Annotated in this window: 4 protein-coding genes, 1 tRNA gene and 11 pseudogenes; 12 read left to right on the forward strand and 4 right to left on the reverse strand. The window is 35.7% G+C overall.

What is annotated here, in order from left to right; all coding sequences use genetic code 11:
* Positions 1-309 precede the first annotated feature (309 nt).
* A pseudogene (gene rpiB, locus HET73_RS03395) lies at positions 310-771 on the reverse strand (ribose 5-phosphate isomerase B); the annotation flags it as partial.
* A gap of 134 nt (positions 772-905) precedes the next feature.
* On the opposite strand from rpiB, the pseudogene HET73_RS09395 reads away from it, so the two are divergent.
* Both HET73_RS09395 and HET73_RS09400 read left to right on the forward strand, forming a co-directional pair.
* Positions 906-1,353, forward strand: a pseudogene (locus HET73_RS09395) (CHC2 zinc finger domain-containing protein); the annotation flags it as partial.
* A 65-nt stretch (positions 1,354-1,418) separates the two neighbouring features.
* Positions 1,419-1,779, forward strand: a pseudogene (locus HET73_RS09400) (DNA primase); the annotation flags it as partial.
* Positions 1,780-1,821: 42 nt separating this feature from the next.
* Here HET73_RS09400 and ubiG read toward each other — a convergent pair.
* Positions 1,822-2,375: pseudogene (ubiG, locus tag HET73_RS03410) on the reverse strand (bifunctional 2-polyprenyl-6-hydroxyphenol methylase/3-demethylubiquinol 3-O-methyltransferase UbiG); the annotation flags it as partial.
* Between the two features lie 317 nt (positions 2,376-2,692).
* Between ubiG and HET73_RS10080 the strand changes: the two are divergent.
* The 3 genes and pseudogenes from HET73_RS10080 to HET73_RS03430 form a co-directional block, all read left to right on the forward strand.
* Positions 2,693-3,550: pseudogene (locus HET73_RS10080) on the forward strand (DNA primase); the annotation flags it as partial.
* 140 nt (positions 3,551-3,690) lie between these two features.
* Positions 3,691-4,020 carry a hypothetical protein gene (locus HET73_RS03425; RefSeq protein ID WP_174134018.1) on the forward strand — a complete coding sequence of 110 codons (330 nt, stop codon included), beginning with the start codon at positions 3,691-3,693 and terminating at the stop codon, positions 4,018-4,020.
* Positions 4,021-4,212: 192 nt separating this feature from the next.
* Positions 4,213-4,446: a hypothetical protein gene (locus HET73_RS03430; protein ID WP_174134019.1), complete on the forward strand. Its 234-nt coding sequence runs from the start codon at positions 4,213-4,215 to the stop codon at positions 4,444-4,446.
* Positions 4,447-5,172: 726 nt separating this feature from the next.
* On the opposite strand, the gene HET73_RS03435 is transcribed toward HET73_RS03430, so the two are convergent.
* On the reverse strand, positions 5,173-5,388 hold the full coding sequence (locus HET73_RS03435) for a hypothetical protein (RefSeq protein WP_174134020.1): 216 nt from the start codon (positions 5,386-5,388) through the stop codon (positions 5,173-5,175).
* A gap of 352 nt (positions 5,389-5,740) precedes the next feature.
* Positions 5,741-5,815: transfer RNA gene (locus HET73_RS03440), tRNA-Asp, on the reverse strand.
* Between the two features lie 1,235 nt (positions 5,816-7,050).
* Here HET73_RS03440 and rpsB point away from each other — a divergent pair.
* The 7 genes and pseudogenes from rpsB to HET73_RS09415 form a co-directional block, all read left to right on the forward strand.
* Positions 7,051-7,779: pseudogene (gene rpsB, locus HET73_RS03450) on the forward strand (30S ribosomal protein S2); the annotation flags it as partial.
* Positions 7,760-8,568: pseudogene (gene tsf / locus HET73_RS03455) on the forward strand (translation elongation factor Ts). The pseudogenes rpsB and tsf, both read left to right, overlap by 20 nt.
* Before the next feature lie 53 nt (positions 8,569-8,621).
* Positions 8,622-9,360 (forward strand): annotated as a pseudogene (gene pyrH / locus HET73_RS03460) (UMP kinase).
* 10 nt (positions 9,361-9,370) lie between these two features.
* Positions 9,371-9,930, forward strand: a pseudogene (frr, locus tag HET73_RS03465) (ribosome recycling factor).
* Between the two features lie 392 nt (positions 9,931-10,322).
* A pseudogene (gene uppS, locus HET73_RS03470) lies at positions 10,323-10,846 on the forward strand (polyprenyl diphosphate synthase).
* A 126-nt stretch (positions 10,847-10,972) separates the two neighbouring features.
* Positions 10,973-11,116 carry an undecaprenyl diphosphate synthase family protein gene (locus HET73_RS09835; RefSeq protein WP_410543545.1) on the forward strand — a complete coding sequence of 48 codons (144 nt, stop codon included), beginning with the start codon at positions 10,973-10,975 and terminating at the stop codon, positions 11,114-11,116.
* A gap of 64 nt (positions 11,117-11,180) precedes the next feature.
* Positions 11,181-11,832 (forward strand): annotated as a pseudogene (locus HET73_RS09415) (phosphatidate cytidylyltransferase).
* Positions 11,833-11,847 lie beyond the last annotated feature (15 nt).

Genomic DNA, 11,847 nt, shown 5'->3' on the forward strand with positions numbered 1-11,847 from the left:
TTTTTTTAAGCTTAGTTTCACGACAAAGGTCGTAAGGGAGACGGGGTCCTAAGACCCGAACCGGCGCAATTCTGCTGCCCGATCTCCAGTTACGGCCAGGGCCGATTTTGATTTTCCATCCCGATATTTATCTTAGCGATTGAGGAAAACCCTGGAAGACCTCAATCAGGATGGCCGTGGAAGGCAAGCCCTCCACTACCGCTCTCCATGGCAAACCACAGAATAAATAAACTGCGGCTGACGGGGATCGAACCCGAGACGTTTGCGCCACGAGCCAGACACTTACCCGCTGCACCATGGAGGCGGTTTTTTTTTCTTATTAGAAGAGGTTATATTACCAAGTTTATCAAGGCGTTTTTTATGTCTACTTTCTTTTGAAAACTCTGTCTCGAGGAATTGCTTGACTATGTCTTTCGCTAATCCACTCGCAATAAACCCTGCACCAAGACACAATACATTTGCGTTGCCATGCTCTCGAGCTAATTTTGCGATCTCAACACCACTACATAAAGCAGCATAGAGTCCCTCAAAACGATTTGCTACGGTCCACATACCCAAACCTGTACCGCAAATTAATATCCCATAATTTGCTTTTTTGTTTGTTATATCCTCCACAACTTTAACAGCGTAGTCTGGATAATCTACGCTTTTATGCTGAGCAGTACAACCTTGGTCTATTACTTTATAATCTAGAGCTTCCAGGTAAGGCTTAATTTCTGATTTTAGTTTGTAACCTGCGTGGTCTGAAGCAATTGATATTACATCCGACATATAAGAAATTATGACTTAAAGACGTTTATTATGGGTAGTTTATTTTAGGTTCTTTGTCAAGAAGCCTTGAAATAAATTTTGAGTTAGATGGCATAAATTCTGCATAATTTTTATCCTACTATTAATTCGATAAAATTGATTGCATAGGTAATATAAAATCAAGGTTATTATTATCTGACATAGTCGGTACAAAAGTCAGATTAATAAAAATAGGAAATAGTTTTGTTGGGCTCTGCCCATTTCACAACGAAAAAACTCCATCTTTTTCGGTGAGCAATACTAAGGGGTTATATTACTGTTTCGGTTGCTCAGCTCGTGGTGATTATTTCACAAACTGAAGGATTAAGCTTTAAAGAAGCACTGGAAAGGCTAGCATCAGCTACAGGTGTTGAGTTACCCAAAAACCTCAGTGTTGCTAGAGGAAGCGATAAGCTGTTTTCAACGTTAAATTTAGTTGCAAATTGGTTTGCACAGAAAAATCTAGGTGTTGTAGATTATTTAAAGCAACGCAGGATTTCACCTGAAACCATAGACAAATTTAGAGTAGGTTACGCATCAAGCTCTGGTTTGAAAGAATATTTGAACTCTTCAGGTTTTGGTTTCTGTTTTCAACGTTAAATTTAGCTGCAAATTGGTTTGCACAGAAAAATCAAGGTGTTGTTGATTATTTAAAGCAACGCAGGATTTCACCTGAAACCATAGACAAATTTAGAATAGGTTACGCACCAAGCTCTGGTTTGAAAGAATATTTGAACTCTTCAGGTACATTGAAAACGAGATTTTGATCGATGATAGATTGATAAATAAACATTTTCGTGATTATTTTAACGATCGGCTAATGTTTCCTATATGCAACATCGCAGGCAAAGCTATTAATTTTAGCGGACATGAATGAGTTCTGAGCAACAACCAAAATATTTAAACAGTCCAGAGAACCAATTATTTAAGAAGAGAGAGAATTTATATGAATTAAACTTTGCTTTAAGCGAAATACTCAAAAAACAGCATATATTTGTTTTTGAAGGGTATTTGTTTTTGAAGGGTAATAGCACTTACGTTATTTTCTCTCAAGTGATCTGCAATTTCTGATGGCTTGAGAAATTTATTCCAGTCATGTGTACCTTTCGGCAGCCAGTTTAATATGTATTCAGCGCCAATTATTGCAAGACAGAAGGATTTGATAGTTCTATTGATCGTAGATATAAATATCAGTCCCTCTGGTTTTATCAGTTCTATTGCTTTTTTCATGAAAAGATCTAAATTATCCACATGCTCACCTACTTCCATCAACAGAACCACATCGTATTTTTTCAGTTCTTCAATGCTGGTGTGTGTTTATTCTATATCTAACCCTACTTTTTTGCATGTGATTGTGCCACCTTTATGTTTTCTTCACATACATCTATTCCCGTAACATTAATGCCAACTCGAGCCATTGACTCTGACAAAATACCACCACCGCACCCAACATCTAGCAATGATAATTCTTTTAAATCACCCCCTTTTAATTCTTTTATTTTCTCAATAATGTAAGATACTCTCACAGGATTTATCATGTGCAATGGTTTGAATTTGCCATTCTCATCCCACCATTTGGAACAGATAAAAAATCTGTGGAAATTTGCTAAAGAAATCTCCATCTGTATGTATGGTGATAGTGCTGGACTTCATGCTGCTCTCAGAGTGGCAGAACTCGCTCTGCCAATACTTGAGCCTGGGTATACATTGAAGTTTGTAACTTTGCCAAGCAATAAAGACCCATAAGACGTATGTAATGAACTGGGGTATAAAAAAGAAGGCATATTGACTGTACTTGACCGTTCAACTAAACTGCATTCTGAATATTTATGGCATTATATAATCAGTAACAACCTACAAAATTACGAAAACTTGCTCCGGAAAAATATTCAGTTCTTGACTTCATGCTGCTCTCAGAGTGGCAGAACTCGCTCTGCCAATACTTGAGCCTGGGTATACATTGAAGTTTGTGACTTTGCCAAGCAATAAAGACCCATACGACGTATGTAATGAACTGGGGTATAAAAAAGAAGGCATATTGACTGTACTTAACCGTTCAACAGAACTGCATTCTGAATATTTATGGCATTACATAATCAGTAACAACCTACAATATTACGAAAAACTTGCTCCGGAAAAATATTCAGTATGTGAATGTTATCAGTAACAACAGTATTAGAAAGTATTACAGAGATTATTTTTATAATAAGGTCAGTGAATTTTTAAAACGAAGCTTCAAAAAGCAGATTTTTAACAGTAAAGCAACAAAAAGTGAATACCTTCTCAATAAATCTCCAGAGCTGATTGAAGCAGAGCAAAATCAGGCTATAATTCTGCGTATAGTAAAAGAATTTCCCGAAATCTTACACCATCCTATATTTTTTGAGCAATTTTCCCATTTTGAATTTACTAATGCAGAAATGAGGATCTTACAACAGCATGTAATTGATTTGGCAAATAGTGGAAGTAAGCTCGATAAAGAGGTTTTATTATTACCAGAATTTGGGCAGTCTAATGGTGCTGAAACCGTAAGGTTTATATTCGAAAAACTATCGTACTAAACAGTCAATTAAGCGAGAGAAAGTCTGCAGAAATTGCGTGGAATAGCATAGTGTTACTGAATGAATTAAATGTATTACAAGAAGAAAGAATTAAAGCAAGGCTGAGCGGTCATTTCGACTTAGAGGAGAGATTGATAGAACAAATAAAGCAAATAGAGTATTATATGCAGAAAATGCAAATGGAGCTTATTCAAAAGTAGATTCCTTTCTTGTCACCAAAGAGCTGCTGTTAACACAAAATATAGTTTTAAATTGTACACTGGTAATATATTTTTATAGAGGGGTACAATCATGAACGTAGTGAGTATTTTTTTTAATCAAATCTGCTAGAAATGGTAACATGAAAGGTGTGAAACTAGCTTTAAGCCTTAATAATATAACAAACAATCTTAAAAAACTCTTTTCGAGAATCAATCCTTTTAGAAATACAGGATCATCTAACCTGGATAATGATCAAGTTTTAAACCGTGCCTTAGGATACGCGGTAAACAGTCTTGATTATGATGCAATGGTATTGCTTATTAGCGCTGGCGCAAACGTTAATGCAATAGGCAGCAATGGTGTAAGCAATATAGTTTATGAATACGGGAGAGCACTTGCCCGAGGGAGAAGGCTATACCAGTGCAAGCTAGAGAGTTTCTCAAAGAGCATAGAGAAAAATGCTGTTTAGTGCTCGGTGAATTAATAATACACGGTGCAATGCCTAAAAATAACGAAGAAAGAAGAATATATTAAAGATGTTCGAAGAAAGAGAGGGTCTCAATGAGTTTAAGGAAGTCGTTAAGTGGAAGTTTGAGGCTATACCACCTAAGAAACCTCCTAGAACATTTGAGCATGAACAAAAAACATTAGCTATGATGATTTGCTTTCGAAAGAGCCCATTTACGATGAGGTGTATGACTCTAAGGTCAGTAACCCATTGAAAGAAAATGGTCATTTGAATATGTCAAAAAAGTCTATTTATGCTGAAGTATATGCTTCACGTAAAGAATCTACCGAAAATTTGTCGTTGAAAGATAGTGGTTATTCTAGTGTAGAGGATAACCGTATTTATGAGAAAATAGATCATTTTAAAGATGATGGGCGTATTTATTAGGAAATAGATCATTTTAGAAGGGATAACGGTTTTTATGATAGTGGTTATTCTAGTGTAGAGAATAAGCCTATTTATGCTAAAGTCTCTGATTCCAGAAATCATAAAAACCCACTTTATGTTAGTGCAGATGAATGTAAAGCACAGGAAGGGTCAGTTGAACAACAAGAGTCTATTTATGCTAAAGTAAATCTTTCCAAGAAAAGAGCAGAGAGAAAAGCAAAAGATATAAAAGCTAATTATGGAACTTATCACAGTTTAGTGCAAGATAAAGTACGTCAGTGGCAAGAGTGAATAAAACTCAATGAACAAAGCTCTACAGGCAGCAACAATCGAAAAGTTTATACCAGAGCTGGCTTTAGTGTAAAAGAAATAAAACAAAAGCATGAGAGCAAGAATTTAGCTGGCTACAAGTCTAATACAAAAGTTGAACAATTAAAAATAACTCCTAACTCTAAGGTAAATTCGGTGAATATTGAATGTGGAATAGAGAAGGGTGTTTGTCCTATAAAATAAACTACTTCAAAGTATAGTAGATGAATAAAAATATGGCAGAAATGTTCTGCTTCATTGTGCTACCAGGATCCAAGAGAAAAGAGGGCAGTGCGTGACACTGGGATCTAATTGACTCTATAATGGTATCATTGCCTTCTCTTCTTGTCAGTAATGGGATCCAGGTTGTTCACAAGCAAACTGATTCGGTGATCATGGAATGTAGCTAATCTTATGCTAAAAACGTTCTTGGTGAGGTTGCGTAGCCCTTCTCCAGTACTGGGATCCTGGAAAAATATAGGTCACGCGCTGGAATGACAAAGTTATCCCAAACAGCCTTTTCTTGTCATGCCAGCGCCTCCCCTTCTTGTCATCCAAAGTAGCCCCCAATGATGTCATCCCAGTACTGCTGTCGGTCTCAAATGCTGGATGAAAACTGGGCTGGAATGACATCTCTTTTGAATTGTTTTAGCTATAAAATTTAATAAATTTACCAAATGAAGAAAAAAGATGAAAGAAACCCAGTGATGCGAGTTTTGACCCTTTAATAATGTAACTTGGCGCTGTAATAATGTGCTGACGCTTAGTTTATTGGCTGCATGTGAAAAAAATTTCCATTAATTTCGCCAATAAATACCTTAAGTTTTTTACTGAATTTTTGTCGTTGATCCTGCAGGTCTAAAACAAATTTTGAGTCAGAAATACCCCTAGTAGCATGATAATAAGATTGATGAATGTTGCCAAGGGGTTTTTGGTTTTTTTTCTATGGTTTGAAAAAAACCTGAATGCCAGTAAGAGTGATATGCGGGAGTGATGAGACTTGAACTCATGACCTCATGCGTGACAGGCATGCTCTCTAACCAACTGAGCTACAACCCCCATTTTCTTTTGGTTTTTGCCTTTAAAGTTAATTAACACACTTCCTTGTGTCAATATTTTTGTTTGAACTTTGTTATCTTTTATATTACTATATAAATAATTTAATTTCACACATGGCTTATATAAGTAGTCATATTAAGGTTGAGCTATGGAGGATGAACTATTTGGAGGAATAAATATGATAAACTTGCCTGAAATCACTATATGTGATTTATCTGGATCTGGTGTACTTTTTGGACATAAAAATAGTCGCTAAAATGCAAAAATGGCTCCATACATATATGGGGTACATCAACAAAATCATATATGTCGGGTTTTTGACAATCAATTTAAATAAAAGGGGTTATTGAGTGGTAGGTAATAAATCTTAATTAATACAACTTGTTAATTACCTGGAACTTGGATGATTGCAGTCGGTAGAATTCCAGGAAATCACTTGAGTTATGCCGTGTCGTAACCGAAGTCACTTCACAATGTTATCCAGTGAATGTTTCTTTTGGGAAAAAATGAATCAAGCGAATTGGATAAATTTGGAATAATGTCGGTCGCTTTGGATGAGTTTGAACAACTGTATTAGGCCGAATAATTCTCCTTAAAGTTCAGAGGCGCAATTTGGCGCCATGTTGAATTGCATGTTAGTTTTGCTGTTGAGATAAATATAATGCTTTTAAAATTATTTGATTATTAAATTAATTTTTATAAGATTTTAGAAAGACCGAATGATATATTGGATTGGGCCAAATTTAGATTAATTTTTAATTAAAACATAATTAGAAAGCGACCCAATCCAAAATACGATGTTTACCGCATGGAATTAACTTTGACTCTGCTGAAAGCATAGGTCCACGCATGCGCACAGAGAGGTTGGCCCGGCGTCGAGCTATGCCATTTCCGGCGGAATTACCCGGTTTTTTAGGCTTGTATGCCAGACAAGTTCTCACTGGAATTCTTATGACGTAACTCTATAATTTATTTTCAAAATCATTTCCGCCGAGACCAGCGCCACTCCAAAGCTTTATTAATTCTTTAAATTATACAAAAATACAACATTATTCATTTGAAATAAAATGTTATAACAGTATGGACATCTCAATAAAGGTTAATTATCTATTTGAGAACTATTTTAAATTAATGTGTGTTTAATTAAATTGGGAAAATGCAATATAATTTTTTTAGCTTTATGAAAACACCTGTGCGGGGCGAAATAGCTATCTATGGATGGTTTTTATATGACATATACATATAATTGATTTGCGAAAACATTACCGTTGCTACAGTTGGCAATGAAGGCTTTATATGACGTTGCATATCAGGGTGGTCGCATTCTGTTTGTTGGTACGAAATTTCAAACGCTGAATATTATCGCAAATGAAGCAGTTCGTTGTAGTCAATATTATGTAAATTATCGATGGCTTGGCGGTATGCTTACTAACTGGGGAACTGTCTCTTCTACAATAAAAACACTAATTCAATATATATATGAAAAAATGCTAAATTATGAAAATAGCGTTTTAACGAAGAAAGAATTAGGGAATATTGAAAAGAAAAGGCAAAAGTTTGATAAGGCGCTCGGTGGCATTAGAGAAATGGGAGCAATTCCCGATATTTTATTTATCATTGATACTAATAAAGAGCATATTGCAGTTAAAGAGGCGAAAAAATGGGAATTCCAATATTTGCAATACTTGATACCAACTCTGATCCAAATAATATTACTTACCCTGTACCCCTGGAAATAACGACTCAATAAAATCAATAGAGCTCTATTGTAGATTAGCTGCCGACTTTATATTAGCTGGAATAGAGTCTAGTTTAGCAAGATCTGGAGTCAAGGTTGGTGATATAAAGGGTGACGAATTTATCCAAGTGAAAGGAGATGGTATTGTCCTAACCAAAACGGAGCATAGTAAGATTCATAAAGAAAACGAAAAGGAGGTAGTAACGAATGAAGATAAATCTAGATAGTGTAAAGGAACTATGTGATAGAACAGGGCTTGGTTTAAGTGATTGTAACAAAGCGTTAGAAGAGTGTAATGGTGATGTCAAATAGGCCATTGATAAGTTACGTACAATAGGGCTTGCTAAGGCTGACAAATGATGGATAGGCTAATTGCTGTGCATTTGGCCGAAAATCGTGGCGTATTGATTGAACTCAATTGTGAAACTGATTTTGTTGCAAAAAATGAGAAATTTATAGAATTAATCTCAAATTTAGCATCAATTGCTTATCAAGAACGTTGTACTAGTGCTGATAAATTAAAAAATGCCAAGTATAAAGGCGTTGGTACAGTACAGGAAGCCATTATGAATGGTACATCTGTCCTTGATGAAAAGTTAGAGCTAAGCAAACTTTGTTATCTAGAAGCTAAGGACGGAGTTATTGCTGGCTATGTACATGGTGATGTGCGTAATTTAGGTAAAACTGGAGCTTTAGTTGCACTGTAGTCGTCAGGTGATCAGTCATAGTTGCAAGAGGTTGGAAAGCAAATGGCAATGCACGTAGTTACTATGAAGCCTGAATCTCCCTCTATAGATGATTTTGATCATACAAAGTTGAATAATGAGCGTTCTATATTTGAAGAGAAAATAAAAAGCTTAAATAAACCTGATGAAGTAGCAAAGAAAATAGTAGATGGCCGAATGACGAAGTACTACGAAGAAGTTGTTTTACTAGAACAGAGATTTATAAAAGATGATAAAATAAAAATTTCTGATTTTATAAAATTGAGCGAGTCAAGTGTAAATTACTATTAAATTGTCTGATTATAAGTTACTTATTTTGGGTAGTAAAAATTAAGTAGTTAGAAATGACTGCCGCAACAGATGAAGGAAGTAAAATAAAATACTCTAGGGTATTATTTAAAATCTCTGGTGAAGCCTTGATGGGATCACGGCCTTGTGGTCACGACATAGAAATTGTAAATCAATTGTGCAAAGGTATAGCTGATGATTGCAAGCTAGGAGTGCAGGTATGTATTGTCGTTGGTGGCGGTAATATCTTTCGCGGTGCATCTGAATCTTTACGTGGTTGCGAAAGAGCAAGGAGTGATTATATTGGGGAATGCTTGCAACTATAATTAATGCTTTAATTTTACAAAACTTTTTAGAGAAAAATTAAGTGGATTCCAGGGTGTTGTCTGCAATACCTATGGCCACTGTATGTGAGCCTTATTTATGAAGGAAAGCTATTCGTTATTTAGAGAAGGGTAGGTAAGTGATTTTTGCAGCGGGTACAGGTAATCCATTTTTTACTACGGATACAGCTGCGGCTCTACGTGCTGTTGAAACGAATTGCGATGTTATTCTGAAAGGTAAAGTAAATGGTGTATAATCTGCTGATCCGGAAAAAAATGAAGATGCTATAATGTATGATAGGCTTCTTATATGGATTTGTTGACTCGTGACTTAAAAGTTATGGATGCGTCAGCCGTCTCTCTTGCACGTGAGAATTCTATTCCAATCATAGTTTTTTCTATGAAAGAAGAAAAAATAGTCAATATTGTTAATGGTCTTGGTACTTATACTATAGTTTCAGATTATAAATGATAGGTAATTTATGTTGAATGAACTAAAAACTAAAACGAAAGAAAGGATGCTAAAGACTATTCAGTCTTTTCATAATGATATTAAAGGTATACGTACTGGTAGAGCTAGCGCATCATTACTTGATGGCATAGTTGTAAATATCTATAATGGGGACATCAAAAGTTAAATCAGGTTGCAGGTGTTTCAGTTACCGATAATAAAACCCTATTAATTAAAGTTTGGGACATTAGCGTTATAGGTGAAGTAATAAATGCTATATTAAATGCTAACCTGAATTTATATCCTGTTGTTGAGGGTAATACTATACGTATAACTCTTCCAGATCTAACACAAGAAACCCGTGAAAGATTGGTGAAATTATTGCTCCAATTTGCTGAAAATGTGCGGGTTGCCGTTAGAAATATACGCAGAGATATTATGGAAGAAATAGAGAAAATGCAGGAAAGTAAAGAAATCTCAGAAGATGATTTTCATAGTTCTAGAAAGGAAATACAAAATATTACTGATGATAATATCAAAAAGATTGATGGCGAATTGTCCATCAAAGAAAAAGATATACTAAATCACTAAAACAATATGAAAGAAGCCTTCAATAGTAAAAAAAAACGAATTACATGCAAGGGCATCATCCGAGTAGCTGATACGCAACTGTACGAACATTTGTCCGCAGAAGCAGTGTGTCCGCAAAAACAAAGGTGTCATCCCAGTGCTTGCCACTGGGATCCAGCTTTTCATACAATCACGACAAAGACGTTTGTTTAGGCATAAGACAGCTATTTTTATGCTTATCAGCCCAGTGTGCTCACTTGCAATCAAATTTCTGGATTCCAGTGTCGGAACACTGGAATGACACCCTCCTGGTAGCACAATGTTCGTATAGCTGTGTGTCAGTTACTTTTATGGCATCGGGTGAACTCAAAATGTTGAATCTCAAATCTATACCAAAACATTTAGCGATCATAATGGATGACAATAGTAGGTGGGCAAGCAAGCAAAGAAAGGTAAAGATTGATGGCTATAGGAAGGGTATTGAGGTTGCAAAGTATTGTACAACCCTAACTATACCCTATTTAACTTTGTATGCGTTTTCTATGGAAAACTGGCTTAGGCCTAAAGAAGAAACCGACCGTCTATTTGATTTATTTTACTCTGTTCTAATTGATGAAGTTAAAGTTAATTTTATTTGCAGCTATAATATTAAGTTGAATTTCATTGGCAATTTAAGTTTGTTACCCCTAAAAATACTTGATCAAATAAAAAAGCGGAAGAAATGACACATAAGAACAGTGGTTTATTACTTACTGTGGCGGTCAGCTATGGAGCAATGCAAGAAATCATACATTCTATAAGTGATATTATAAAAGAAAATATTGATTGTGTGTCAGAAGACGAATTTGAAAAATTTCTATATACTAAAGATATCCCAAAGTGGTCTGGGGGTAGAATAGGACCACCGTATCCTCTGCGTGTCGTAAAAGGCGACTAAAAGAGGGGGGTTGGTGTCAGGAAGGGCATCCGGCCATTAAAAACCCCTAACTTTGCTCCAACTAAGTCCCCATGGATAAGTTTTATCCTGGGGCAAACAGCTAACCTGGGCTTGCCTGGATAAAGGCTGTATAAAGGATGTTGTTGTTGTTGTTGTAAAGATTTCCCAAAGTTGGACTTGCTGATTCGCACTGGTGGTGAGAAAAGGTTGAGTAACTTTTTATTGTGGCAGGCAGCTTACGCCGAATTGTATTTTTGTGATACTTTATAGCCTGATTTTTCTTGTCAAGATTTGAGTAAAGCATTAGAAGAGTATACAAAAAGAGAGAAAAGATATGGTAGATAGCAATTTTCTAGTCAGAGTACTGTCTTCAATAGTAATATGCTTATATTCTCTTTTGCTACATACTTCAGTGATTTATCGTTTTACCTACTAATTTTTTCGATAGCAGTTTTATCTTCTTTTGAATGGTATAACTTAACTCGGGGGAACAAAATCTTATACGTTTTCGCATTACTATTGATTGCGCTACCAAACGCTTCATTAATATACCTATATAATCTATCACAAGGAAAATACTCATTAGTATGGCTCATCTTAACCATTTGGAGCATTGATATTACCGCCAACCTATTTGGCAAGAATTTGGTGGGGCTAAAATTTGCCCAATTATCAGTCCTGGAAAGACTTGGTCAGGACTTCTCGGCGCGATTTTAGCTGGAATAGTGTGCACAATTTTTGGATCGATATTTCTTGGTCTATTTTCAATTTTTTATTCTCCAATAATCGGCATTGCAATTTCTATTCTAGCGCAACTTGGCGATTTCACTGAATCACTCATCAAAAGAGCTTACAATGTTAAAGATAGTGGAAGTATGATACCTGGTCATGGTGGGATACTTGACCGTATGGACAGTTTCATTTTCACTGCTCCTCTTATTGCTATCTACACTGCTGGCCATCCAAAATGCAACACCATGATATAAACGTCAGAATAAAAT

Source organism: Wolbachia endosymbiont of Atemnus politus (assembly GCF_013309895.1).

Bases quoted from the DNA above. Each gene is read 5' to 3' on its own strand.
- HET73_RS03425 (WP_174134018.1), top strand. From the start codon at position 3,691: ATGAAAGGTGTGAAACTAGCTTTAAGCCTTAATAATATAACAAACAAT.
- HET73_RS03435 (WP_174134020.1), bottom strand. From the start codon at position 5,388: ATGTCATTCCAGCCCAGTTTTCATCCAGCATTTGAGACCGACAGCAGT.